Consider the following 26,327-nt stretch of genomic DNA (forward strand, 5'->3'; position numbering starts at 1 on the left):
ATCCCCCTATATAATTTTGTAGTGAAAACATGTTTTCTCTCCTGTATGACAAGCAGGTCCCACTTGCTTTACGACAACAACAATTGAATCTTGATCACAATCTAAATAAAGAGATTGCACATATTGGACATTTCCTGATGTTTCTCCTTTGTTCCATAACGATTGTCTTGAACGAGAATAAAACCATGTTCTTTTCGTTTCTAGCGTTTTTTCATATGCTTCTTCATTCATATAAGCTAGCATTAAAACTTCTTTTGTCCCTTCTTCAATTACAACTGCTGGTAATAATCCTTTTGAAAAGTTAGGTTTCATAACCGCACCTCAACATTTGCATTTCTTAATTTTCTCTTTACGTCCTGCACTGTCGCCTCACCATAATGAAAGATGGATGCCGCAAGTGCTGCATCAACTGTTGTCTTTTGAAAAACTTCTATAATGTGATCAACATGACCACATCCGCCTGACGCGATGACTGGTACGGAAACGCTTTTTGAAATTTCTTCTGTTAAACGAAGATCATACCCGTTTTTCGTTCCATCTGCATCCATACTCGTTAACAAAATTTCGCCTGCCCCTAGCTCGGCAACGCGTTTTGCCCATCCGATTGCATCCATACCCGTATCAACTCTTCCGCCGTTCACATAAACATTCCACTTTTCTTCTGCTACTTTTCTAGCATCAATTGCTACGACAATACATTGTGAGCCAAAGTGTTCTGCCCCTTCTTCGATTAGCTTTGGATTTCCCACTGCCGCTGAGTTGATTGAAACTTTATCCGCTCCAGCTCTTAGTAAATTGTACATATCTTTAACACTTGAAATCCCCCCGCCAACTGTAAGAGGAATAAATACTTTCGAAGCTGTTTTTTCTACAACATCTATAATTGTTTTTCGTCCTTCATGCGTTGCCGTAATATCTAAAAATACAATTTCATCTGCTCCCGCCTCATTATATAAAGCGGCTATTTCAACAGGATCACCGACGTCTTGTAACCCTATAAAATTTACACCCTTTACGACTCGGCCCTCTTTCACATCTAGACATGGAATAATGCGTTTCGCTAACATAACTTTGTTACCTCTAGCACTTCTTCTAAATCAATCGTTTTCTCATAAAGAGCCTTACCAATTATGACGCCGTATATATTCATATCATTTAATTTTTTCACATCTTGAATAGATGCCACTCCTCCAGAAGCAATAAGACGAATGCTCACGCTTTTTTGTAGTAACTCCAATTGCTCTAAATTCGGCCCTGCAAGTGTCCCGTCTTTCGAAATGTCTGTAAACACAATCGTTTGAACACCTACATTCTCCATTTGCTTCGCTAAATAAATGTAAGAAATTTCAGACACATCAAGCCACCCTCTCGTTGCTACGAAACCATTTTTCGCATCAATTCCAACAATGATTTTCTCTTTATATAGAAGAACTGCTTCTTCTAAAAATTCCTTATCATAAAGAGCAGCTGTTCCTAAAATCACTTTATCTACACCTACTGACAATAACTTCTCTACCGCTACAAGTGATCGAATTCCGCCTCCAACTTGCACAGGAATACGTATTGCCTTGCAAATTCTTTCAATAACGAGCAAATTTACTGACTCGCCAGCAATTGCACCATCTAAATCAACAATGTGCAACTTTTTCGCTCCCAATTTTTCGAATATAATCGCTTGCGCAACCGGATCTTCATTCATTACTGTTTCTTTACTAAACTCTCCTTGATAAAGTCTAACGCATCGCCCCTCTTTTAAATCGATAGCTGGGAAGATTTCCATGCCTCTACCACCCCTTTGAAATTTTTCAACATTTGCATTCCAATGTCACCGCTTTTTTCAGGATGAAACTGTGCGCCGTATATATTTCCTTTTGCTACAAAACCAGGTACTTTCACTCCATATTCACTTATCCCATACACAATTTCATTTGGACAATCTGCATAATAAGAGTGAACATAATATACGAAAGAACCGTCCTCTACTCCATTCCAAAGTGCTATTTCTCCCTCTTTCTTTAACTCATTCCATCCCATATGTGGAATTTTATAAGGAACCTTTAACTTTCGAATAACACCTGGCAATAAACTTAATCCGTTACAGTCTTGTAGTTCCTCACTTTTTTCAAATAAAAGCTGCATCCCTAGGCAAATGCCCAGAAGCGGTTTTCCTGAACTCCCGACTTCTTTTAATACACGCACTAAATTTTTTTCTTCCAATACATCCATCGCTTTCGGAAATGCACCTACTCCTGGTAAGATTACTCCATCACTTCTAAAAATCTTTTCTTTATCACCCGTTACGATGTACTCTGCTCCAATATATTGTAATGCTTGTTCCACACTGCGAATATTTCCCATTCCATAATCTATAATAGCAATCAATTACAACATCCCTTTCGTGGAATTTACACCAGTAATGCTGGCATTTCTTTCGACTGCTTCTCTAAGCGCTCTACCAAACGCTTTAAATAACGCTTCAACTTTGTGATGTGTATTGCTTCCGTATAAAATGCGAGCGTGTAATGTAATATTGGCAGCATGAGCAACTGCTCTAAAAAATTCTTCTGTTAGTTCTGTATCAAAATCCCCTAGCTTCGGATTCGTTAATTTTCCTTGAAACACAATATATGAGCGCCCGCTAATATCAATTGCGACAAAACCTAAAGATTCATCCATCGGTACATATGCGGAGCCATAACGGTTAATCCCCTCTTTATTTTGCAATGCTTCTTTCAAACAATTTCCGAGTACAATTCCAACATCTTCAACTGTATGATGCGCATCAACGAATACATCGCCTTCCGCCTCCACTTGTAAACCGAATCTTCCATGCCTTGCAAATAAAGTTAGCATATGATCAAAAAATCCAACTCCCGTTTGTACAGAAACGTTCTTGCCTTCATCAAGCTGTAAACTTAATTTTATTTTTGTTTCTGTCGTCTCACGTATTTGACTGCACTCACGCATTATTCTTCCTCCTCAAATCTTATTTGAATTGCTCTCGCATGCGCATGTAACCCTTCTTTATTGGCAAGTTCTACAATATGATGTTGTACATCTCTTAACGCTTCCTCCGTATAAGACAGAAAGCTTGATTTTTTCACGAAATCATCGACTGATAACGGTGAGAAAAACCTTGCCGTTCCACTTGTCGGTAACACGTGATTCGGTCCTGCTAAATAATCACCGAGCGGTTCCGGTGCATATGAACCAAGAAAGATAGATCCTGCATGTTTCACATAAGCTAGAGCATTCATCGGTTCTTTTATATGTAACTCTAAATGTTCTGGAGCGATTTCATTCGATAATTGTAGCGCCTCATCTAAAGAAGGAACGATAAAGATAGCTCCATTTCTATTTATCGATTCACGTGCAATTTCGCTTCTTGGTAATGTTTCTAACTGTCTTTCTATCTCTCTTTCTACTTCTTTTGCTAACTCTATATTCGTTGTAATACAAATTGCTGTTGCTCTCTCGTCATGTTCTGCTTGTGATAATAAATCAGCAGCGATATATTTTGCATTACCGGTTTCATCAGCAATAACTACAATTTCTGACGGTCCAGCAATCATATCGATATTTACTATTCCGTATACTTCTCGTTTCGCCAGAGCGACGTACAAATTTCCTGGTCCAACTATTTTATCCACTTTTGGAATCGATTCCGTCCCATATGCTAAAGCAGCAATTGCTTGCGCACCACCTATCGTATAAATTTCATCTACTCCTGCAAGGCTTGCAGCAACTAAAATATGTGGATCAATTCCCCCTTGCCTTGGTGGTGTTACCATTACAATTTTTTTCACACCTGCGAGTTTTGCTGGCAATACATTCATTAATACTGATGAAGGGTACGAAGCCGTTCCGCCCGGTACATATACCCCTACATTTTCTAAAGGCCGAATGATTTGTCCTCTAATGATACCTTTACTCGCGCAATCGAATATAGATTGCCTTTTTTGCTTTTCGTGATACGAAATAATGTTTTTCTTCGCCTCTTGTAACGCTTCTAAAAATGAATGTTCTACAAACATACCCGCTTGTTTTATTTCTTCTTCACTTACACGAAACGCTTTAGTCTCCACACCATCAAACTTTTTTGTATAAAAAGATAGAGCCTCATCCGTACTCTTCCTTACATTTCGAACGATTTCACTTACACTTCTTTGAACAGTTTCTTCTATTATATTAGCGTTTTCTCGTAGCAATTTTATTTTCGATAACGCCTTTTGAAAATCTTCACAAACTATCTCCATTACAAGTCCCCCTATTTTCCTGACAAAATTTCTTGCTCCATCATATTTACAATACTGAATATTTCGTCTTTTTTAGTTTTTAATGCAGCCTTATTTACAATCATTCGAGCAGATATAGAACACATTTCCTCAAATACAATGAGCCCATTTTCTTGTAATGTTTTTCCTGTTTCCACAATATCAACAATTGCATCTGCCAATCCAAGAATAGGAGCAATTTCTACAGAACCTTCTATTTTGATAATTTCTACATCCTCCCCTTTATCATGAAAATAGTTAGAAGTAATATGTGGATATTTCGTCGCAATGCGTTTCTTTCGGTAGCTCTTCGGATTATACGTAGGAATAGAAGCAACACAAAACTTACACACGCCCACTCCTAAATCCAACATTTCGTAAATATCTTTCTCATTTTCCATTAAAATATCTTTTCCAACGACCCCAATATCAGCTACTCCATGTTCTACATAAGTAGCAACATCTACTGCTTTCACTAAAATAAATGAGATATCTGTATTTTTACTTTGAAAGACAAGCTTTCGTCCTTTATTTTTGAGCTCCGAACAATCAATCCCAATCTGCTCAAAGAGCGGAATCACATGTTTTTCTAATCTTCCTTTCGTTAACGCAATTTGAATGTTACGCATGAAGTTTCTCCTTCTTTCTGGACTACCCATTTCTCTTTCCATACATATTCCACTAATGATTCGTTCTTTGCCTCAACGACCGTTACTATTTGATTTTTTCTTGCAAATTGAAAGGTGTCGTTTACATTAGAGAATAAGGATAGCTCTACTTTTTTTCCGTTCTTTTGAAGCAAATTTCGTAATCTTTCCGCTTCTGCTAATCTATTTAACTCATAATGAATAATAATATCTATTCCTTTTCGTTCATATGGTTCTTGTTGCTCTTGCAGCGCCTTCACAATTTGATTGACTTGCACCGCGAGTCCAACAGCCGGCAGCATCTCTCCAAAATTTCCAATTAACTCATCATATCTTCCGCCACTAACAATTTCTTCTCCAATTTCATATATATACCCTTTGAAAATAACTCCCGTATAGTAATCTAAATGTTGGATCATACCTAAATCAATTGATATGTAAGATCCATAGCCTAGTTTTTCAATTGCTTCATATATTTCTTTCACTCTTGCAATCGCCATTTTCATTTCATTACTTGAGGCGAGTTTTTCTGCTTCCTCAATCACTTCTAAATTCCCAAATAGCCTTGGTAATTTCTCAAGTAATCTTACTGTTTCATCACATTGATCTAATTTCTTTTCTCTAATAAAATTTGATAGAGCCGCATAATTTTTACTTTCAATGTATGTCCTAAGTACTCTCTCTTCTTCCTCATGAATGGAGAGTTTTTTTACAATACATTTATATAACTGCACTTGCCCAATCTCTATTGTAAAAGATTGCACCTTCACCTTTTGAAGTGATTGAATGACGCTTATGACGCATTCAATTTCAGCTCTTACGTTATCAATCCCTATAATTTCAATACCACTTTGTACAATTTCATTATATTTTCCAGTAAGGGACTCATTCGCCCGAAATACATTCCCGCCATACGTCAGTTTAAGCGGCGTATCCCACCTCTGCGTTCCCATCACTCTCGCTAAAGGAATTGTCATATCTGGACGTAACACGATAATCCGTCCTTTTTCATCAAAAAATTTATACATCTTTTCTTCATCTATCGGTCTATTTTGAAAAGCAAAAACATCATAAAATTCAATTGTAGGTGTCCTTATTTCCTCATAACCTCGCCCTAAAAAAGTACGTCTTAATTTTTGCTCCACTTCTTCAATTAACGTACATTCTTCGAATAAATAGTCTCTCGTTCCATTTGGGTTTGCCCGTTTCCATTTTGTCATCTAAATTCTCACACCTTTCCCTTTCTAATGTATGCCCATTTCATTCACCTAAACCGAAAATAAAAAGAGCCTTGTAGACAAAATACCTACAAGGCTCTTTAGTAGAGTGTAGGTACAACGGGAATAACCCTTGTGCCTACACGTTTTCACGCTAGGTTCAAGGGCTTTATGTATGATGATGTAGTTGTGTAAGCATTTTAATAGATTGCATGATATTCATAATACTTACTCCCTTTCTCCTCTGATTTTTACATAGTATATAATACTTAATTCTGAATGTAAATACATTTTGAACATTCCGTTATTTCTTAATATAAAGTTACTTTCCTTTCATACTCTACAATTTCTTGTTCATATTGCATCGTAATACTAATTTCGTCTAGACCATTTAATAATTTCTCTTTCCACATTTTCTCGATCGTAAAATGAAATCTGTGCGTACTCTTTGTAATTACCTCATTCTCTAAATCTACTTCTATTTGTTCTCTCGCATCCGTTTTGGCAAGTTGTTCTCGCATTTCTTTATCCATTACAATTGGTAACATACCATTTTTCATACAATTCATATAAAAAATATCTGCAAACCCGCCGGCGATAATAACGCGAAAACCATAATCAGCAAGCGCCCACGGAGCATGTTCTCTTGAAGAACCGCAACCAAAATTATCACCTGTAATTAATATACTTGCTCCTTTTCTATTTTGTGCATTAAGCGGAAAATTAGGGTTTTCATGGCGGTTATTATCATAACGCCATTCATCGAATAAATATTTTCCAAATCCCGTCCTTTCAATTCTCTTTAAGTATTGCTTCGGAATAATTTGATCTGTATCAATGTTATCATTCATCAGTACTGCAGCAGTACCTTTATGAATACGAAATGGCTCCATCATAACTCTCCTTTCTAGTATCAACAAAATGACCGTATAACGCAGCTGCTGCCGCCATTGCTGGGCTAACTAAATGTGTTCGTGCCCCTTTTCCTTGTCTTCCTTCAAAATTACGATTTGAAGTCGAAGCACAATGTTCTCCTTCAGGTACTTGATCTGGATTCATTCCAAGACACATTGAGCATCCAGGTTCTCTCCATTCAAATCCAGCTTCTTCAAATATGTGATGTAGCCCTTTTTGCATCGCAGCTTCCCTTACTCTTTTCGATCCAGGTACAACGAGCGCTCGCACACCTTCTTTTACCTTTCTCCCTTTCACAACAGATGCAGCAATTTCTAAATCAGAAAGCCTGGAATTTGTACAAGATCCAATGAAAACATGCTGAACAGGAATGTCATACGTGCTTTGTCCAGGGCTTAATCCCATATAAGAAAATGCTCTTTCGTCATTTGCATCCTGCTTTTCTGGCAATTTTTCATCAATACGAACACCCATACTCGGGTTGGTTCCCCACGTAACGTACGGTGCTAAATCCGTCACATCTATCGTAATATGCAAATCATAAATTGCATCTGAATCTGTATAAAGTTCAGACCATTTCTTCTCGAATGTTTCAAAGTCATTCGGTGCATATTTACGTCCTTTTACATAAGCAAATGTTTTTTCATCTGGTGCTATAATACCAGCCTTTGCTCCTCCTTCAATTGCCATATTACAAAGCGTCATTCTCTCTTCCATCTCCATAGCCTCAATCGTCTCTCCGTAAAATTCCATTACATATCCAGTTCCAACTGCTACACCGTACTTTGAAAGGAAATGCAAAATAATATCTTTTGCGTAAACACCTTTCTGTAATTTTCCTTTTAACTCAATACCCATCGCTTTCGGCTTTCGTTGCCATAACGTTTGCGTTGCCAATACATGCTCCACTTCACTCGTACCAATGCCAAATGCTAGCGCGCCAAACGCACCATGCGTTGCTGTATGACTATCACCACAAACAATTGTTTTTCCTGGTTGTGTAAGTCCAAGTTCTGGTCCGATAACATGAACAATCCCTTGCTCTTCATCCCCGATATCCGCTAACGGCACCTGAAATTGTTTACAATTTTCCCGGAGTGTATCTAGTTGCTGTTTCGCAATGCGATCGGTAATATTCCAAACATCTTTCGTTGGAATATTATGATCCATCGTTGCGAATGTTAAATCAGATCTGCGAACCGTTCGATTTGTAAGCCGCAAGCCTTCAAAGGCTTGCGGTGACGTTACTTCATGAACAAGATGAAGATCGATATATAATAAATCTAATCCATTTTCGTTTGTCGTAACTACGTGTCTTTCCCAAAGTTTATCTAGCAGCCTTTTTCCCATTATCTCCCTCTCCCTACTAACGCTTGCTCTTCCATCTCTTGTATAACTGCCTTCGTAAATGAAGTTGTCGTCTCATCTCCTCCGATATCTACTGTACATTTTCCTAATTTAAGAACTGCAGATATCGCAGATTCAATTGCATTCCCTTCTCTCGTTAATTCAAATGATTGCCCAAGCATCATTGCAACAGAGCGCATCATTGCAATTGGATTCGCCTTATTTTTTCCGGCAATATCCGGCGCTGATCCGTGAATAGGCTCGTATAATGAAGGTCCCTTTTCTGCATGACTTGCTGATGGAAGCATTCCTAATGATCCCGCTAATACTGAAGCTTCGTCACTCAAAATATCCCCAAATAAGTTTTCCGTTACAATTACATCAAACCGTCCTGGATTCCGAATTAACTCCATCGCAGCTGCATCTACTAAAATATGTTCTAGTTCAACGTCTGGATAACGAAGTGCTACTTCTTCCGTAACAGTTCTCCATAGTTTACTAGATTCTAAAACATTCGCCTTATCAATAGATGTTACTTTTTTCTTCCGCTTACTCGCTAATTGAAAGGCATAAGAAACGATCCGTTCAATTTCATGTCGATGATACGTAAGTGTATCTGTTGCTACTTCGTCCGTTCTTTCTTTCGGATAAGAAAAATAAATTCCACCTGTTAATTCACGAACGACAACGAAATCAATTTCATCAGCGTTTTTTAATGGCGATAAATGTGCCGTTGCGCTTTCTACCGTTACAGGGCGAACATTTGCAAATACTCCAAGCCCTTTTCTTAGAGCTAATAATCCTTTCTCCGGTCTTTCCTTCGCGCTATCCCACCTTGGTCCACCAACCGCTCCAAGTAAAACCGCATCACTTGCTAAACAAGCGGCAAGCGTTCGTTGCGGTAATGGTTGCCCATTTACATCGATAGCACTCCCGCCAAAATACTCATCTTGCAAATGAAAATGATGCCCATATAACCTCTCTACCATATGCAATACTTCCTTCGCACTTTCCATAACTTCTGGGCCAACACCATCACCAGCTAAACAAACGATACGTTTTTCCAATTTCAACACTCCTTTTGACTGAATTTTCATAACTTTAATTTGATAGGTGAGGAAGGCTTCTCTCACCTATCAAACACTTATTTCACAAGCTGGATAAAAGATTTCAATTTCCCTGCTGCATGGACATATGCTCTCGCCGAAGCTTCCAATACGTCTTGTGCAACACCAAAACCTGATACTTGATGCGTTCCTTCTTTTAATTCAACATGAACATGAGCCAGTGCATCTTGACCTTGTGTAATAGATTGTATGCGATAATCCGCCAATTCACATTCTAATCCTAAAATTCTTTGGATTGCATTATAAATCGCCTCAATACTACCAGAACCAGTGGCTGCATCTTCGTATACATTTCCTTCTTCGTCTTTTAGCACAACTGTCGCGCATTGTGTACTATTTGATACAAAATGTACTTGTAGTTGCGTAATGTTATATTGCTGAGCCGCAAATGCTGATTCCCCAAGCATAAGTGCACGTAAATCTTCCTCAGTAATTTCCTTCTTACGATCAGCTAATTTTTTAAAGGCTTCAAACACCGCATCTCGTTCTTCCTTTGTAAATTCATAACCAAGCTCTTTCATTTTTTCTGTAAACGCGTGACGTCCAGAATGTTTTCCAAGTACGAATAGATTTTGAGATTCGCCTACTAGCTCTGGTTCAATAATCTCATACGTTGTCACTTCTTTTAATACACCATCTTGATGAATTCCTGATTCATGAGCAAATGCATTCGCTCCAACAATCGCTTTATTTTTCGGTACAACCATACCGGTTAATCTGCTTACTAATGTACTCGTCGCTTTAATCTCTTTTAGCGTCATAGAAGACTCCGCTTTATAGAGATCTTTTCTAATATGAAGAGCAACTGCGACTTCTTCTAACGCCGCATTCCCTGCTCTTTCTCCAATTCCATTAATTGTTCCTTCTACTTGCAACGCTCCGCCTTCAACCGCAGCTAATGAATTCGCTACTGCCATCCCAAGATCATCGTGACAATGACAAGAGAAAATTGCTTTTTCATATGAAGGAACGGATTCTTGTAAGTATTTAAAAAGAGAATAATATTCTTCTGGATTCGTATATCCAACTGTATCTGGAATATTAATTACATTCGCTCCTGCACGAATTGCAACTTCAACTGCTTCAACTAAAAAAGCTTTTGCTGTTCTTGTCGCATCTTCTGCTGAAAATTGTACTGTCGGAAATAATGATTTCCCGAGTGTCACCGAGCGGTGAATACTATCTAATACATCTTCTTTTGACATACAAAGTTTATATTTCATATGAATATCACTTGTAGCTAAAAATACGTGTAGACGAGGAGATACAGCACCTTTCACGGCTTCATATGCTCTTCGAATATCACTTTCTTTCGCTCTAGCTAAACTCATAACTGTAGCATTTTGAATGGTATTTGCGATGCGTTTTACCGATTGAAAATCCCCTTCGGAAGCTGCTGCAAAACCAGCTTCCATGACATTAATACCTAGTCTCTCTAATTGCCTTGCAATTTGCAATTTCTCTTGTTCATTTAAATTCACTCCTGGTGATTGTTCGCCATCACGTAGCGTCGTATCCATGAACAAAATCTGCTTCATATTATTTAACCCCTGCCTTTACTCGCGGCTGTACAAACGGCATCATTTCACGTAATTTACGTCCAACTACTTCGATTTCGTGTTCATTCTCTTTCTCATTTGTCGCATGGAAATTTGGTTTTCCTGCTTTATGCTCTGCAATCCAGCCTCTTGCAAATGTACCATCTTGAATTTCTGCTAGCACTGCACCCATCGCTTTCTTCGTATCTTCCGTAACAACGCGTGGGCCTGATACGAAGTCGCCCCACTGCGCTGTATCTGAAACTGAATATCTCATATTTTCAAGTCCGCCTTCATACATAAGGTCAACGATTAGTTTTAGTTCATGTAAACATTCAAAATATGCAAGTTCCGGTTGATAACCGGCATCAACTAACGTTTCAAATCCAGCTTTTACTAGTGCAGTTACTCCGCCGCAAAGCACAGCTTGCTCTCCAAATAAATCTGTTTCTGTTTCTTCTTTAAACGTCGTTTCTAATACACCGGCTCTCGTCGCTCCAATTCCATCAGCATAAGAAAGTGCCTTTTCAGTCGCAACTCCTGTTGCATCTTGGTATATTGCAAATAATGCAGGAACAGCTCCGCCTTCAGCAAATGTACGGCGCACAAGATGCCCTGGACCTTTTGGTGCTACTAGAAATACATCTACATTAGTTGGTGGTTTCACTTGATCAAAGTGCACATTAAATCCGTGAGCAAAAACGAGAGAATTTCCTGCCTTTAAATTTGGCGCAATTTCCGCTTCATATACTTCTGGCTGCAGTTCATCCGGTAGTAGAATCATTACTACATCAGCTTTTTCCGCTGCTTCTGCTACTGTATATACAGAAAATCCATCTTCTTTCGCTTTATCCCAAGAGTTCCCTTTTCTTAAACCTACTACTACATCAAATCCGTTATCACGTAAGTTTTGTGCATGTGCATGACCTTGCGAGCCATATCCAATGATTGCTACTCTCTTTTCTTTTAATACATTTACCGTTACATCTTTCTCATAATAAACTTTTGTCATTTTCATTTCCCCCTATATTTAAATGGTTATTGAATTAACATAACTTGCTTATCTTGTTTTTTCATACTACGCGTAAACGCTGTTACACCTGTTCTAGCAATTTCTTTCAAACCATACGGACGAAGTAATTCAATTAATGCTTCTACTTTCTCCTGCGTACCAGTTACTTGCACAACTATGGAATCCTTCCCAACATCTATTACAGCGGCTCGAAACGGTTCAATTAAACTATATAATTCTGCTCTTGCTACTGATGTTGCTACTTTAATAAGTGCAAGTTCTCTTGCGATCATCGCTTCTTCTGTAATATCTGATACTTTCAGAACATCAATTTGCTTATGAAGTTGTTTAATTAACTGTTCCACTTGCTGTTCATTTTCAACGTGTACAACAATCGTCATCCGCGATATGTCCGATGATTCCGTATGACCTACTGAAATACTTTCAATATTAAAATGTCTTCGTGTCATAACACCCGTAATTCGGTTTAACACACCACTTTGATTTCGAACTGTCGCTGTAACAATTCTCTTCACCTTTTTTCCACTCCCTCCATTTGGTGAACACCTTTCCCTGGCGCAACCATCGGCATTACCTTTTCTGATTGAAGTACACGGCAATCAATTACGACTGGTTCTTGTAATTCAATCGCCTGCTGTATTTGCTTCTTTGCAAGAAGTGGATCATCTATACGAACTCCTTTTATGCCATACGCATTCGCAAGAGCGACGAAATCTGGTTGACACGACAGTAAAGAGTGCGAGTATCTTTGATTATAAAATTCATCTTGCCATTGTCTTACCATTCCTAAAGCTTCATTATTTAAGATAAATACTTTAACAGGCAATGAGTGTTCTTTTAACACACTTAATTCTTGCAAGGTCATTTGAAATCCAGCGTCACCTACAATTGCAATAACTAATTCCTCACGCTTTGCAATTTGCGCACCAATTGCTGCTGGAAATCCGAAGCCCATCGTTCCTAATCCTCCTGAAGTTACCCATTTATCAGGAGTTTTGAGCGGATAATATTGGGCTGCCCACATTTGATGTTGCCCAACATCTGTTGTTACAATCGCTTCTCCTTTCGTAATTTCATATAACATATCAATTGCGTATTGAGGCTTAATACTTTCCGAATTCCTTTTATAAGATAGTGGATACTTTTCTTTTCTACTCTTTAATAAAGAGAGCCACTTATGATGATTTTCTTTCCTTCCTTCTGGTTGAAGTAATACTTCCAGCGCTCGCTTAGCACTTGCAACAATTGGAATCTCAGTCGGCACATTTTTTCCGATTTCGGCTGGATCAATATCGATATGCGCAACAGTCGCCTTTTTAGCAAAATAAGCTAAATTCCCAGTAAGACGATCATCAAATCTTGCACCTATATTAATAAGTAAGTCGCATTCATATAACGCCATATTGGCTGTGTAAGAACCGTGCATTCCTCCCATTCCTAGAAAAAGTTCATCATCTGGCGGAAACCCACCAAGACCAAGTAATGTATGCACAACAGGAATTTCATATTTACGAGCAAAACTTGTTAACTCTTTCGAAGCCTTCGCATGCAATACACCTGCTCCAGCTAAAATTAACGGCTTGTTTGCAGCCCTAATTGCTTGTAATAATTTGTTTATTTGGAGTAAATTCGGTTCATAATTAGGATTGTATCCTGGTAAATCCATTTGTACGTCATTACATCGTTCTCCTTGCTCTACTACCATATCTTTCGGAAGGTCAATAACGACTGGGCCTGGTCTTCCTGTTCTAGCAATATGAAATGCTTCTTTAATAATTCGAGGTAAATCTGAAGCCTTTCGCACTTGATAGTTATGTTTTGTCACTGGCATCGTAAGCCCCATAATATCCGCTTCTTGGAAAGCATCACTTCCAATTAATGTCGTTGCTACTTGCCCTGTAAATACAACAAGTGGTAATGAATCAATCATCGCATCTGCTAGGCCCGTAATAACATTTGTAGCACCTGGCCCACTCGTTGCAATGACAACCCCTGGATTGCCAGTAATTCTGGCATACCCTTCCGCGGCGTGAATAGCTCCTTGCTCATGCCTTGTTAAAATATGCGGAATTTCACAGTCATAGAGTGCATCATAAAGAGGTAAAACAGCACCACCAGGATAACCGAAAATTACTTCTACTCCTTCCTTTTCTAACGCTTCTAACAATAGCTGTGCACCAGTTGCCAGTTTCTCTTCCGTTTTTGAAGACATTGTTCTTATAAGCCCCCTTTTTGAAAACTTTTATCAATAAAAAAAATCCTACGTCCACACTCCAGCTATGTGCTGAAGGGACGAAAGATTTCGCGGTACCACCCTTCTTCGCAAGAATACTCTTGCCTCAGTGACCCATAAATGAGTCTAGCTAATAACGGAGCTACCGTCTAAGCCTAGACAAATGCTTCAGCTTAGCACTCAAGGGCGATGTTCGTCGACGTGAACCATCGGTTTTCAGCAACCACCGACTCTCTGTGAGGCTTCACAATCAACTACTCCTCCCTCTCAACGCTTTCTTATTGTTATAAAGAGTTGCTATCCAACTTTATTTTCTTCGTAAATCTTCTCTCCATCTTCTACAACTAACTTTCGGAATTCTTCTAATAAACGATTCGTATGTAGACCTGTTTGCCCTAAACCAATCGTTCTACCATCTACTGTCGTAACAGCAATTACTTCAGCAGCCGTTCCTGTTAAAAATACTTCATCAGCTACATATACATCATGTCTTGTAAATAACTCTTCTCTAACGTCATATCCAAGTTTTTCACCGATTTCTAATATAGCGTTTCGTGTAATGCCTTCTAACGCTCCAGCAGAACTTGGTGGTGTAATTAATTTATTTCCTTTTACAATAAACACGTTATCTCCCGATCCTTCAGCTACGTATCCTTGATCATTTAACATAAGTGCTTCTTGTACTCCAGCTAATTTCGCTTCAATACGAACTAAAATATTGTTTAAGTAATTTAAAGATTTTACTTGAGGCGACAAAACATCTGGACGGTTTCGGCGCGTTGCAACTGTTACAACCGGAATCCCCTTTTCATAATATTCTTGCGGGAATAAAGATAGTTGTTCTGCAATTACTACTACATTCGGTTTCTTACAAGAATCAGGATCTAATCCAAGATTTCCTGCTCCTCTCGATACAACAAGGCGAATGTATCCATTAGATAATTTATTTTGTCGAATCGTCTCAACAACAATATGCGTTACTTCATCTAAAGAATATGGAATTTCTAACATGATGGATTTTGCTGATTCATATAACCGGACAAGATGCTCTCTCAAACGGAAAACATTACCGCTATATACTCTAATTCCTTCAAATACTCCATCGCCATATAAATAACCATGATCATATACTGAAACTTTTGCCTCGTCTTTTGGAACAAATTCTCCATTTAAGAAAATCCATTGCTCGTTCACTGGAAAGCGCCTCCTATGTTCTATGAATTTTTTATTGTTTCCTAGTTTACTCTCCTTTCTAAATAAATCAAGTAAATTTTTAGAAAATTTTTAATTTTTAATCGTACATACATCTTTGATTATATTGATTTAACAGCATTGTTAACGTTTACAAAAAGTCAAAAAATTTTTTTCGTCAATTTCCCCTAAAAAAAATATTTGTTTAAAAGAAGGATTTTCATCAATTGATACGAATCTATTGTATTCAATAAACGGACGTCCGTTTTTATAAATTCGGGAATATATAACGACTTTTGCTGAAAAAGGGGGAAAATAATAAAAATAACGCTGTCTAAAAATAACATTCATATTTTTCGTTTCGTAATCATAATCCTATTTTTAAAAAACAATTTGTCAAAATGAAGGAGGAAATCAATATGGCGTGTGTACAAATTAAAGGAACGAGACAAGAGGTAGTAGAAATGCTTCAACTATTTGATCTAATGGATACGAAAGGTTTTTGTAAATTCGATAATTATGTAGAGGTAGAACCAAATAATAAAGAACATAATAATTTTATTGCTTCAATTGACATTCATTCAAATACTTCTTCTGCCCAAGATACTTTAAACGATCAATTCGTAAGTCAAATGCTTACTGGTGTATATAACGACTAAATAAAGTGATACTTTAATCAAGCTATCCGTAAATAGCAGGATAAATATATGCTTCCTACCGTCTTTGCATAAATATATACGATGTACTAGAGCATACTAGCAACTAGATGGTAGGAGGTGAGAATTATGGCTAGAATTGGCGTTGAAAACTCATTAACAGATGTTCAACAAGCTCTTCAGCAACAGGGACATGAAGTTGTTACCCTGGGCTCAGAACATGATGCACAAGGGTGCGATTGTTGTGTTGTAACTGGGCAAGATTCTAATATGATGGGTATTGCAGATGCATCAATTAAGGGATCGGTAATTGCAGCTCATGGTTTAACAACAGATGAAATTTGTCAGCAAGTTGAGAGCCGCACTTAAAAAAGAAAGAGGACTCCTTTTGAAAAGGAGTCCTCTTTTTTATATTCACCTAACGGGAAAGTAACATATACTGGATGAAAGCCCTACCTCTCTCTCATCATTACGGTTCCACTGACCGCTCCTTGATTCACTAGTATACATATAAAGCCTACAATAATAATTTATAGGGTTTGTTCACAAAAGTTGTTGGTAAGACTACCCGATCTTTCGCAAACTTTTCGTATTACATTTATAAGATTTATTTACTTTATACTAGCTGTAACCGAGACACGAATTAAAATTTTAACACCAATACAATAACTTGTCAACATTTTTTACAAATTAAAAACAGACAGTAACGGTTTGTCTGTTTTAGAATGGAGCTTTTTCTTTTATTACATATACAACAAAACCGCTTACTAACATACATAAGCCAACTACTAAGTTTTTGATATTAATCATAAATTCCTCTCCCTTATTCCACACATCATATATATTTACAGTTCAATTATTCCGATCATCTTAAAGCGCACTTTTTCTAATATATCATAATTCCTAAAAAATGCAAGTTCACTTTTGGCGACCATTTACAAATTTATCTACAGTGCTTGGTACCGTATTTAAAGCCTTTTCAATTAAATGTGTACTACTATTGAGGTGTAATACTTGCACACCGTTAGAACCGACTACTAAAAAAGCAACTGGGCTAATAGAAACCCCAGCCCCGCTTCCGCCTCCAAATGGATGACTTTGCTTGTGCTCTTTATGCTGCCCTTGTCCGTTATTATGTTTTTCGGAAATAAAATCACCTTTAAAGTCACTTCCACCGGCACCAAAACCAAAAGCCACTTGAGATACTGTTAATACTACATTTCCATCAGCTGTTGAAACTGGACTTCCAACAATCGTATTTACATCTACCATTTCTTTTAAATTTGTCATTGTTGTTTTCATTAAATTTTCAATTGGATGTTCCATTATGTATTGCACCCTTTCCTCATTATTCTTTTTTATACTTTCCAAAATAGAGGAAGTCATACTAACTTTTCCTATTTCAAAAAAATAATTCCACTCTTCTAAGTGGAATTACGCCTTGTACAAGCTCGGATAAAGTAAAATTTTAATCAATGAGGTTTTGTTCATCACCCACTAAGTATTAACCCTTACCAATCGGGCGTTTGCGGGCCACAAATAGCGGGATAAAAAAGAAAAAGAGATGCATACTACTATTGAACCTTGTTATGAAAGGAGTCATGACTTTGACTGAGAAATTTGATGAGTATAAAAAAAGAGATAGAATAGATAGTGATTATAGTGACTATAAAGAAGAATATGCAGCTGAGGTTGCACCACAGCGCATTGATTATGATTACGATGAGAAAGATAATAAAGATGATGTAAGATCGTCCGCCGCTGGATCAACTGCTGGCTTTATCGCTCTTGCCTTATCTATCTTATCACTCTTTACCTTCCCAACATTATTTGGTCTTGTTTCTGTATTACTAGGAATTTACGCTTATAATCGCGGAGCTACTGTAACTGGTGGTATCGCTGCGATTGTCGGCGGAATTGCAGCACTCATTGCAATTTTATTCCGAGTAGCACTTGTCGGATTATTGTTCTCCCTTTTTTAAAAAGAAAAAGGTATCTCGCTTATGCGGGATACCTTATCCTGTAAATACATCTTCCGATGGATATTTGATTTTTTGTTTTGCTGGTCGCGCTAAAGAAAAAACAAGTGTTAACGGTCCAATTAATCCACAAAACATAACAAACATAATAATACATTTTCCAAACGCTGATAACTTTGCAGTAATCCCCATCGTTAACCCTACTGTTCCAAACGCTGAAATTGTTTCAAATAGTAACTGAATAAAACTAAAGTTTTCTGTAAGCATTAATACAAATACTGCTGCAAAAATGAGTATTTGACTGGCAACAGCAATGGCTAACGCTCTCGTTACTGTTGACATTTTTATAGTGCGCTGAAATAAAACGATTTCCTCTTTTTTTCTAAAGAAAGAAAGAACGGATGTAACTAAAATAACAAAAGTTGTTAATTTAATCCCTCCACCTGTTGATACACTTCCTGCACCAATAAACATTAAAACCATCGTAAATAATATAGATGATTCTTCCATTCCCCCGTAGTCAACTGTATTAAATCCAGCAGTACGAGGAGTAATACCTTGGAAGAAAGAAGCCCATAACTTTTCATTTAAAGGTAAATTCCCTAACGTCTTCACATTATTATATTCCAATACAAAAATCACAATCATTGCTATAACATTTAACGCTACTGTTCCAACAATCATGATTTTAGAATGAAGTGATAATTTTCGAAAGCTACGACTATACCATATATCAATTAATACGGTAAAACCGAGACCACCTATTACGATTAAAGAGCAAATCCCAATATTAATAATAGGATCTCCTACATACCTTGTTAAATTATCCGGCCATAGAGCAAATCCAGCATTATTATAAGATGCAATAACGTGAAAAATACTATAGTATACACCTTTTCCAAAGCCAAACTCTGGAATAAAGCGAAACGATAAAAAGATGACTCCAATAAGCTCAATACAAATTGAAAATATAAAGACACGCTTTACTAATTTTACAAGACCACCTATATTTGTCTGATTAAATGCCTCTCCGATTAATAATCGATGGCGTAACCCGATTTTTTTACCTAATACCCAAACAATTAAAATGGCAATTGTCATAAGACCTAAACCACCTGTTTGAATTAAAAACATAATAACAATCTCGCCAAACATCGTAAACGTACTTGCAGTATCTACTACCCCTAATCCCGTTACAGTTGCTGCTGACGTTGCCGTAAAGAAAGCATCTACCCAACTAATATGTACTTTCGTTGCGAATGGTAACTTTAATAACAAACCGCCAACCACAATTAAGCAGAAAAAACCTAATGCTAATATTTGTGGTGGATTTAATCGTATAAAACGATTATACAGCCCTTGTCTTTTTGTTACTTCCATATTCACTAACTCCCTTTTCCCCTCATAACTAAAGGCTTATAAGAAACCTTACATAGCGGGATAAACCTTATATTCTTATAATATAGTTGAGCATAATCCTTTTTTTTAAAGATTTCAACTTTTATTTATACTCGAACTCCACTTCATTTTATGACAAGAAACTTTCTATTATATTTATTCGTACTCTACAACTCTCGCAACAATCATTTTATATGTATCATTTCTCAAATTCTCATACCTTTCACTCTATGTTCACACCAAGGTCACTTCTATCTTTTATAGTATATATATCGAAGTTGTTCCTCCCTAATTTATAAGACATTCCCCAGTGTCTTGAACAACTTCCATCCCTAATTAAATTGACATAAATTGTCCCCTTCCTTGACCATCTCTTATGTGATGGTCTTATTTTTTATTTACTCTACCTCTTATCTAAAACTCCCTCTCTCTTTCACTCTATGTTCACACCAAGGTCACATCTATCTTTTATAGTATATATATCGAAGTTGTTCCTCCCTAATTTATAAGACATTCCCCAGTGTCTTGAACAACTTCCATCCCTAATTAAATTGACATAAATTGTCCCCTTCCTTGACCATCTCTTATGTGATGGTCTTATTTTTTGTTTACTCTATCTCTTATCTAAAACTCCCTCTCCCTTTCACTCTATGTTCACACCAAGGTCACTTCTATCTTTTATAGTATATGTATCGAAGTTGTTCCTCCCTAATTTATAAGACATTCCCCAGTGTCTTGAACAACTTCCATCCCTAATTAAATTGACATAAATTGTCCCCTTCCCTAGACCATCTTATGTGATGGTCTACTTTGTTTTCTAACTAGATTCCCCAACTTTTTTGCTTACTTTAGCAAAAGCAATCTATATTTAAACACAAATTTTTATACAAAATATTCAGAAAATAATGTCAAAACAAGTAGTTTTTCGGTACAATTAATGTAGAAAGCAATTTCACAAAAATAAGGGGGGTTTTATTGAAACAAACAAAAGCAATCTTAATTGCATTATTTCTCGGTTTAGTTGTTGGACTCACTTTAAATTTAGCTGCACCATCCATTTTTGAACCATTAAACCAATATGTGTTCAATCCACTTGGTCAATTGTTTATTCGCCTCATTAAAATGCTAGTTGTTCCTGTTGTATTCATTTCTATCGTGCTCGGAGCTGCTGGGCTTGGAGACCCGAAACAACTTGGAAGAATCGGCTTAAAATCAATTTCATTCTTTCTTGTAACTACAGCCGGTGCTATCTCTATTGCAGTTACATTTGCACTGATTATTCAACCAGGATCTGGCGGTAACTTTAAAACAGAAGGGCTTAAATATGAAGGGGCAAAAACCGAAACATCTTTCGTGGATACATTGCTAAATATCGTACCAGATAACCCAGCAAAAGCGATGGCTGATGGAAACATGTTACAAATTATTGCCTTTGCCGTATTAATCGGACTCGGTATAGCTATTTTAGGAAAACGGGTTCAAGGTATCCATTCATTACTTGAACAGGGCAACGAATTAATGATGTATCTTGTTAATCTCGTTATGAAATTAGCGCCAATCGGAACATTTGGATTGCTCGCTTCATCCGTTGGTAAAATGGGTCTTGCAGGCGTCGCTGCGATGTTCAAGTATATGATTGTCGTTATGCTAGTACTTATTATTCACGGCGTCTTCGTCTATGGCGGATTATTAAAGGTATTAGCAAAAGAAAGTATTGTCCGTTTCTTTAAACATTTCGGACCGGTAATGGCAATTGGATTTAGTACATCTAGCTCTAATGCATCTCTTCCGTTTGCGATGAAAACAGCACAAGAAAAACTTGGCGTTCCAAAAGCGATAAGTTCTTTTGTACAACCACTAGGTGCAACGATTAATATGGATGGTACTGCCATTATGCAAGGTGTAGCAACTGTGTTTATCGCTCAAGTATACGGAGTTGATCTTACTATGTCCCAATTAGCTGTCGTCGTATTAACTGCTGTACTAGCTAGTATCGGTACTGCCGGTGTACCAGGTGTTGGACTTGTAATGCTTACGATGGTTTTAAATCAAGTAAATCTACCAGTAGAAGGTATTGCCTTAATTATCGGTATTGACCGCATTCTAGATATGTCAAGAACAGCTGTAAATATTTCTGGTGATGCAATTTGTGCAATGATCGTCGCAAAATCAGAAGAAAAATATAATACAGATCAATCTGCAGCATCTTAAATCAAAAAAGGAGTGAAATGATTCACTCCTTTTTTGATTTACTTCCTTTTTTCGAACGATATTCTTTTCCTTTGTTATCATTACCAGTATCAAATTCCGCACTAAACTCTTGCTGAAATTGTCCTGATTTTGGTGAGCCTTGATTTCCGCTCCCTTTACTACCATTTCGATTTGTCATATTTTTGCCCCCTTCCTTTACTAGTAGTATGTTACATATTTTCTTTTTTATAATCTTTTACATACGAAAGAAGACCTTCCTCATATAAGGAAAGCCTTCTTCTTCAATACGTAAGCGTTTTCTTACTTGTAATGACTTAAATAAGTTTTTTAGAAATAGATATCATTATATTCATTTCTTCTTCTGAAAGCGCGGAGAATCTTTCTTGTAAATATTTCTTTTTCTCCCCTTCCATTTTTGCAACTAAATCTTTTCCTTGCTCTGTAATCTCTAAATATACAACTCTGCGATCTGATGTAGAACGTGAACGGGTTACAAAGCCTTTATTAATTAATTTTTCTGTAACAGCTGTAATATGACTATTCGACACATTTAACTCATTGGCTACACGTGATACCATTTCTTTATTCGTACGATTCAATATTCTAAGGACGATGAACTCATTCCACGGTATGTAACCACCAAATATCTTTCCAATATCATTACGCAACGTGCGGAACATAGCAAAAACATTTGTCGATAGTTCTTCCATTAATTGCTCTCGATTTTGAGACAACTTTGACAGCCCCTTTTATTTCATTTAGTTAAATAAAAACCTTATTAATAATTTTACATGAAATCTTACTTTTTGTCACCTTATTTTCCCATAATTCGTAGTTTTTTAATAGACATTTCATGATACAATAAAGTTGATTTTCCAGAAAAAGGGGATGGAATAATGAATGAAGAAGACAAATTTTCTAATCTCAATCTAAAAGATAAGACTTTGATTATTGGTTTTGTTATTCTGTTTCTCATTATAATTTTTGCATTTATATTCTTTTTATATGTAGGAATCTTTCATATTACAGGTATAGAATATTCATCAAGAACAGCTCTACTACTCTTTTTTTACTTATTCTTTTATTAGATGGTATTACATATTTTATATTTATTTTCTTTAAAGTGCTCTTTCATCCAATGATGATAAATATGCCCAATTGGCTCTCAATCGCTCTGCTCTCCATAATTGAAATTACGTTAGATTGGTTTGTCATACATACCGCCGACGACTGGATAGAGAGTGTACAAATGTCCAACATAGCTGAACTATGTGTCGCACTATTCCTTTACACACTCAATAAATTATTTAGTGATAAGAAAGAGTAAGAATACAAGCTTTTCTATATAAAAATTGGTACAATGAAAACAAATCATACTAAAGAGGTGTTACTTATGAACTTACAACAATGGGCTGATAAAGGTATGTCCTTTGATACATATGTGAATGAAATGAAAGTAAATCAATACGAGCTACTGCACATTTACAATAACTTTTTAATTCCAAATGAATTACTTCCTGTATTAGAAGAACGCCAAAATGATGGCTGGCGTGTTATCGTATTAACAGCTGATTGGTGTGGTGACGCTCTTTTATGCGTACCTGTTATGAAACGAATTTCTGAAGTTGCAAATATTGATATGAGATTATTAATTCGCGATGAAAACTTAGAATTAATGGATCAATATTTAACAAATGGAACAGCACGTGCCATTCCAATCTTTATTTTCATTGATAAAGATGGAAATGAACAAGCCGTTTGGGGACCACGCGCTCCAAAAGTACAAGAGTTAGTAACTTCAATGCGCGCTACATTGCCTGAAAAAGAAGATCCAACATTCGAAGAGAAACAAAAAGAAATGTACGCTAATTTCCGTGCCACATTAGCTGATGATACTTCTCTTTGGGAACATGTAATGGAAAGCATGATGGAAAAAGTAGTAAAATAAAAAAACTGCCGAACTCGGCAGTTTTTTTATTACATAATGAAGAAATAGAATACCGCAGCTAAAATGAAACGGTAGTAAGCGAACGGTGTTAGTTTTACACGACCTAATAATTTTAAGAATGAAACAATTGCAAGCATCGCAACAACGAATGCTGTAATAAATCCTGTTGCAAATAACGGGATATCAGCCGCACTTAATATATCCCAGCTTTTAATTAAATCTAAACCACTTGCAGCTACCATCATTGGTACTGCTAAAATAAATGTATATTCAGCCGCCGCTGTATGTGACACGCGAGCTAATAAACCACCACTTATTGTAGAACCAGAACGAGAAAATCCTGGCCAAAGCGCTAAACATTGGAACATTCCAATTGTAAAAGCTTGCTTATATGTGATTTCATCTAATGTTCTTGCTGTACTTGGTTTCGAAAACTTCTCAGCAACAATCATTAAAATACCACCAGCCACTAAACTGATGACAACTGGGCCTGGCCCAAATAAAACTTCTTTAATCGCACTATGGAACAATACGCCAAGTACGCCGGCAGGAATCATCCCGATAATAATATGTAATAAATTTAACGATGGTCCCTCGGTTACTTTCCCTATACCTACTAAAGACCATAGACGCTTCCAAAATATAACAACAACTGCTAAAATCGATCCCAATTGAATAACAACTTCGAAAACTTTCGCTCTCTCGTCGTCAAATCCAAGTAAATGACCTGTTAAAATCATATGTCCTGTTGATGAAACTGGTAAAAACTCTGTTAAACCTTCAACAGCCCCCATGATTATTCCAATTAACCAATCAGCCACGAGTAGTGCCTCCTTAATAACGAATATGTAATTTTTCACACCTTATCATAATACCTTATCCCCTTTTAAAGTGCATCCTTTTTTTATTGATTGTACATGTTGTATGCGCATATTTCTTTTCTATTTTTTGATTAAATTGTATGATAGTAAGAGTTTGTTTTTTTAGCGGAAAGGGGATTTTATGAAAGAAACTAATTCATTCTCACAAAAATTAAAGCAATTTGTATTACTATTTTTCCCGATTTTCGTAACGCAAATGTCATTATTTGCAATGAGTTTTTTCGATACGACAATGTCAGGGCACGCAAGTCCTATTGATTTAGCGGGTGTTGCTATCGGAACAAGTATATGGCTTCCCGTTAGTACCGGATTAACAGGAATTTTAATGGCTACCACTCCAATTGTTGCACAGCTCATTGGATCCAAGAAAAAAGAGGATGTTCCCCAAGTTGTCATACAAGCAGTATATTTAGCAATTTGTGCTAGTTTCGTGGTCATCCTTATCGGTTTCTTCGCTGTTTCACCTATTTTAAACGGCATGCGCCTGGAAGAACCTGTGGAACGTATTGCGGCACAATTTTTAAGTATTATTGCAATTGGAATTATCCCTTTATTTACTTACACTGTTTTACGCGGGTTTATTGATGCATTAGGAAAAACTCGCACAACGATGATCATTACATTACTATCATTACCAATTAACGTAGTATTAAATTATGTATTAATTTTTGGTCATTTCGGTTTTCCAAAACTCGGTGGTGTTGGAGCGGCAATTGCTTCTGCAGCAACCTATTGGTGCATTTTAATTATTACCGTTATTATTATTCGTACGAAAGAACCTTTCGCATCTTTCAATATCTTTAAACAATTATATCGTCCTTCTCTTTCAAGTTGGACTGAATTCTTAAAACTTGGCGTCCCTATTGGATTTGCTATCTTTTTTGAAACAAGTATTTTCGCTGCGGTGACACTTATGATGAGTAATTTTAGTACGACAACAATCGCAGCTCATCAAGCAGCTATGAACTTCGCTTCCTTGTTATATATGACTCCTTTAAGTTTAGCAATGGCAATGACCATCGCTGTTGGATTCGAAGTTGGAGCAAAGCGATTCAATAACGCAAAACAATATGGATTTATCGGGATTGGCTTAGCACTTGCATTCGCCCTATTATATTCAATTCTTCTCTATTTCTTTGATGATGCAATTGCTTCTATTTATACGACAGATATACAAGTTCATCATTTAGCAAAAGAATTTCTTATATTTGCGATTTTATTTCAAATTTCAGATGCAATTGCAACTCCTGTACAAGGGGCACTACGTGGTTATAAAGACGTAAATGTTTCCTTAATTATGACATTAATCGCTTATTGGGTAATAGGTCTCCCTCTCGGTTACATATTAGCAACTTACACTGACTGGGCAGCAAAAGGATATTGGATCGGTCTTATTATCGGTCTAGCATTTGGCGCCACCTTCCTTCTTGTCCGTCTCTTTCAAGTTCAAAGAAAATATACAACAGAAAACCACCGCTCACGATAGAGGGGTGGGTTTCTTTATGCATATTTTTTCTTTGAACGTATAACATAATGAAAAAGAAAGGTGGATACATATGGACGAAAAAGAAAAAAAGCAATCATTCGATGAAGAATTCGCCCCTGAAATTTCACCTGGATATCGGCAAGATGTACATAAGACACCTAAATATAAAAACACTTCTTTTTTAATGGGCATTACCATTTTTGCCGCTGTGTTACTCGTACTCATCATTTTCGTTTATTTTTGATG

The 26,327-nt window shown here is 36.8% G+C and carries 30 protein-coding genes, 1 pseudogene and 1 other annotated feature; of the genes and pseudogenes, 8 read left to right on the plus strand and 23 right to left on the minus strand.

Features of this window, described 5'->3' with window-relative positions:
• Positions 1-6 precede the first annotated feature (6 nt).
• From hisI to ILS93_RS28955, 17 genes are all read right to left on the minus strand, one after another.
• Positions 7-312 (minus strand): phosphoribosyl-AMP cyclohydrolase, encoded by a 306-nt coding sequence (hisI, locus tag ILS93_RS13500; protein WP_016088718.1) that lies wholly within the window; start codon positions 310-312, stop codon positions 7-9.
• A complete protein-coding gene (gene hisF / locus ILS93_RS13505; protein ID WP_064476667.1) occupies positions 309-1,067 on the minus strand; it encodes an imidazoleglycerol phosphate synthase cyclase subunit in 759 nt (252 codons plus the stop codon). Before hisF ends, hisI begins: the two co-directional genes overlap by 4 nt.
• A complete protein-coding gene (gene hisA / locus ILS93_RS13510; RefSeq protein WP_088048381.1) occupies positions 1,061-1,780 on the minus strand; it encodes a 1-(5-phosphoribosyl)-5-[(5-phosphoribosylamino)methylideneamino]imidazole-4-carboxamide isomerase in 720 nt (239 codons plus the stop codon). Before hisA ends, hisF begins: the two co-directional genes overlap by 7 nt.
• Entirely contained in the window at positions 1,753-2,382 is a 630-nt protein-coding gene (gene hisH / locus ILS93_RS13515; protein WP_000560364.1) for an imidazole glycerol phosphate synthase subunit HisH, read from the minus strand. Before hisH ends, hisA begins: the two co-directional genes overlap by 28 nt.
• On the minus strand, positions 2,383-2,967 hold the full coding sequence (hisB, locus tag ILS93_RS13520; protein ID WP_222660676.1) for an imidazoleglycerol-phosphate dehydratase HisB: 585 nt from the start codon (positions 2,965-2,967) through the stop codon (positions 2,383-2,385).
• Positions 2,967-4,256 (minus strand): histidinol dehydrogenase, encoded by a 1,290-nt coding sequence (hisD, locus tag ILS93_RS13525; protein WP_088048380.1) that lies wholly within the window; start codon positions 4,254-4,256, stop codon positions 2,967-2,969. The genes hisB and hisD overlap by 1 nt, the downstream gene beginning before the upstream one ends.
• Before the next feature lie 11 nt (positions 4,257-4,267).
• Complete coding sequence (hisG, locus tag ILS93_RS13530) at positions 4,268-4,903, minus strand: ATP phosphoribosyltransferase (RefSeq protein ID WP_001244476.1); 636 nt, start codon at positions 4,901-4,903, stop codon at positions 4,268-4,270.
• A complete protein-coding gene (gene hisZ / locus ILS93_RS13535; RefSeq protein ID WP_064476670.1) occupies positions 4,879-6,141 on the minus strand; it encodes an ATP phosphoribosyltransferase regulatory subunit in 1,263 nt (420 codons plus the stop codon). The genes hisG and hisZ overlap by 25 nt, the downstream gene beginning before the upstream one ends.
• Before the next feature lie 308 nt (positions 6,142-6,449).
• Entirely contained in the window at positions 6,450-7,031 is a 582-nt protein-coding gene (gene leuD, locus ILS93_RS13540; RefSeq protein ID WP_222660678.1) for a 3-isopropylmalate dehydratase small subunit, read from the minus strand.
• Positions 7,009-8,403 carry a 3-isopropylmalate dehydratase large subunit gene (gene leuC / locus ILS93_RS13545; RefSeq protein ID WP_064476672.1) on the minus strand — a complete coding sequence of 465 codons (1,395 nt, stop codon included), beginning with the start codon at positions 8,401-8,403 and terminating at the stop codon, positions 7,009-7,011. Before leuC ends, leuD begins: the two co-directional genes overlap by 23 nt.
• Entirely contained in the window at positions 8,403-9,467 is a 1,065-nt protein-coding gene (gene leuB / locus ILS93_RS13550; RefSeq protein ID WP_064476673.1) for a 3-isopropylmalate dehydrogenase, read from the minus strand. The genes leuC and leuB overlap by 1 nt, the downstream gene beginning before the upstream one ends.
• A 77-nt stretch (positions 9,468-9,544) precedes the next feature.
• Complete coding sequence (gene leuA / locus ILS93_RS13555; protein WP_064476674.1) at positions 9,545-11,065, minus strand: 2-isopropylmalate synthase; 1,521 nt, start codon at positions 11,063-11,065, stop codon at positions 9,545-9,547.
• Position 11,066: 1 nt separating this feature from the next.
• Positions 11,067-12,083 carry a ketol-acid reductoisomerase gene (ilvC, locus tag ILS93_RS13560; protein ID WP_141669146.1) on the minus strand — a complete coding sequence of 339 codons (1,017 nt, stop codon included), beginning with the start codon at positions 12,081-12,083 and terminating at the stop codon, positions 11,067-11,069.
• Positions 12,084-12,103: 20 nt separating this feature from the next.
• A complete protein-coding gene (gene ilvN / locus ILS93_RS13565) occupies positions 12,104-12,613 on the minus strand; it encodes an acetolactate synthase small subunit (protein WP_000822948.1) in 510 nt (169 codons plus the stop codon).
• Positions 12,610-14,310 (minus strand): acetolactate synthase large subunit, encoded by a 1,701-nt coding sequence (gene ilvB, locus ILS93_RS13570; RefSeq protein WP_064476676.1) that lies wholly within the window; start codon positions 14,308-14,310, stop codon positions 12,610-12,612. The genes ilvN and ilvB overlap by 4 nt, the downstream gene beginning before the upstream one ends.
• Before the next feature lie 73 nt (positions 14,311-14,383).
• Positions 14,384-14,611, minus strand: a binding site (T-box leader).
• 17 nt (positions 14,612-14,628) lie between these two features.
• On the minus strand, positions 14,629-15,525 hold the full coding sequence (gene ilvE / locus ILS93_RS13575; RefSeq protein ID WP_064476677.1) for a branched-chain-amino-acid transaminase: 897 nt from the start codon (positions 15,523-15,525) through the stop codon (positions 14,629-14,631).
• A gap of 141 nt (positions 15,526-15,666) precedes the next feature.
• A complete protein-coding gene (locus ILS93_RS28955; RefSeq protein WP_048561401.1) occupies positions 15,667-15,873 on the minus strand; it encodes a hypothetical protein in 207 nt (68 codons plus the stop codon).
• Positions 15,874-15,941: 68 nt separating this feature from the next.
• Between ILS93_RS28955 and ILS93_RS13580 the strand changes: the two genes are divergently transcribed.
• Together ILS93_RS13580 and ILS93_RS13585 are read left to right on the plus strand one after the other, a co-directional pair.
• Entirely contained in the window at positions 15,942-16,181 is a 240-nt protein-coding gene (locus ILS93_RS13580) for a DUF3911 family protein (protein ID WP_000752504.1), read from the plus strand.
• A 126-nt stretch (positions 16,182-16,307) separates the two neighbouring features.
• Positions 16,308-16,547 carry a YkuS family protein gene (locus tag ILS93_RS13585; protein ID WP_000101010.1) on the plus strand — a complete coding sequence of 80 codons (240 nt, stop codon included), beginning with the start codon at positions 16,308-16,310 and terminating at the stop codon, positions 16,545-16,547.
• A gap of 351 nt (positions 16,548-16,898) precedes the next feature.
• Here ILS93_RS13585 and ILS93_RS13590 read toward each other — a convergent pair whose 3' ends face one another.
• Both ILS93_RS13590 and ytfJ read right to left on the minus strand, forming a co-directional pair.
• Complete coding sequence (locus ILS93_RS13590) at positions 16,899-16,988, minus strand: hypothetical protein (protein ID WP_000608225.1); 90 nt, start codon at positions 16,986-16,988, stop codon at positions 16,899-16,901.
• Positions 16,989-17,096: 108 nt separating this feature from the next.
• The gene (ytfJ, locus tag ILS93_RS13595) at positions 17,097-17,564 is read right to left on the minus strand and encodes a GerW family sporulation protein (RefSeq protein WP_222660680.1); all 468 of its coding nucleotides are present in this window, start codon (positions 17,562-17,564) and stop codon (positions 17,097-17,099) included.
• 203 nt (positions 17,565-17,767) lie between these two features.
• On the opposite strand from ytfJ, the gene ILS93_RS13600 reads away from it, so the two are divergent.
• Positions 17,768-18,160, plus strand: a complete 393-nt coding sequence (locus tag ILS93_RS13600) for a hypothetical protein (RefSeq protein WP_002007169.1) — start codon at positions 17,768-17,770, stop codon at positions 18,158-18,160.
• A 33-nt stretch (positions 18,161-18,193) separates the two neighbouring features.
• Here the strand turns inward: ILS93_RS13600 and ILS93_RS13605 are convergent, their stop codons facing one another.
• Positions 18,194-19,537: a TrkH family potassium uptake protein gene (locus tag ILS93_RS13605; protein ID WP_000454120.1), complete on the minus strand. Its 1,344-nt coding sequence runs from the start codon at positions 19,535-19,537 to the stop codon at positions 18,194-18,196.
• Positions 19,538-20,530: 993 nt separating this feature from the next.
• Here ILS93_RS13605 and ILS93_RS13610 point away from each other — a divergent pair.
• Entirely contained in the window at positions 20,531-21,766 is a 1,236-nt protein-coding gene (locus tag ILS93_RS13610) for a dicarboxylate/amino acid:cation symporter (protein ID WP_064476695.1), read from the plus strand.
• A gap of 22 nt (positions 21,767-21,788) precedes the next feature.
• Here the strand turns inward: ILS93_RS13610 and ILS93_RS13615 are convergent, their stop codons facing one another.
• Positions 21,789-21,944, minus strand: coding sequence for a hypothetical protein (locus ILS93_RS13615; RefSeq protein WP_000184929.1), 156 nt, complete (start codon positions 21,942-21,944; stop codon positions 21,789-21,791).
• Between the two features lie 136 nt (positions 21,945-22,080).
• The gene (locus tag ILS93_RS13620; protein WP_000081442.1) at positions 22,081-22,500 is read right to left on the minus strand and encodes a MarR family winged helix-turn-helix transcriptional regulator; all 420 of its coding nucleotides are present in this window, start codon (positions 22,498-22,500) and stop codon (positions 22,081-22,083) included.
• Between the two features lie 162 nt (positions 22,501-22,662).
• Here ILS93_RS13620 and ILS93_RS13625 point away from each other — a divergent pair.
• A pseudogene (locus ILS93_RS13625) lies at positions 22,663-23,093 on the plus strand (regulatory YrvL family protein).
• Between the two features lie 33 nt (positions 23,094-23,126).
• Positions 23,127-23,714, plus strand: a complete 588-nt coding sequence (locus ILS93_RS13630) for a thioredoxin family protein (protein ID WP_002070995.1) — start codon at positions 23,127-23,129, stop codon at positions 23,712-23,714.
• Positions 23,715-23,743: 29 nt separating this feature from the next.
• Here ILS93_RS13630 and uppP read toward each other — a convergent pair whose 3' ends face one another.
• Positions 23,744-24,535, minus strand: a complete 792-nt coding sequence (gene uppP, locus ILS93_RS13635) for a bacitracin resistance undecaprenyl-diphosphatase (RefSeq protein ID WP_000796250.1) — start codon at positions 24,533-24,535, stop codon at positions 23,744-23,746.
• Positions 24,536-24,716: 181 nt separating this feature from the next.
• On the opposite strand from uppP, the gene ILS93_RS13640 reads away from it, so the two are divergent.
• Both ILS93_RS13640 and ILS93_RS13645 read left to right on the plus strand, forming a co-directional pair.
• Positions 24,717-26,081 carry an MATE family efflux transporter gene (locus ILS93_RS13640; RefSeq protein WP_222660682.1) on the plus strand — a complete coding sequence of 455 codons (1,365 nt, stop codon included), beginning with the start codon at positions 24,717-24,719 and terminating at the stop codon, positions 26,079-26,081.
• A gap of 70 nt (positions 26,082-26,151) precedes the next feature.
• A complete protein-coding gene (locus tag ILS93_RS13645) occupies positions 26,152-26,325 on the plus strand; it encodes a hypothetical protein (RefSeq protein WP_000343561.1) in 174 nt (57 codons plus the stop codon).
• Positions 26,326-26,327: the final 2 nt, after the last annotated feature.

This window comes from Bacillus sp. 16GRE42 (genome assembly GCF_019837435.1).
In the GTDB taxonomy this organism is placed as follows: Bacteria; Bacillota; Bacilli; order Bacillales; family Bacillaceae_G; genus Bacillus_A; species Bacillus_A wiedmannii.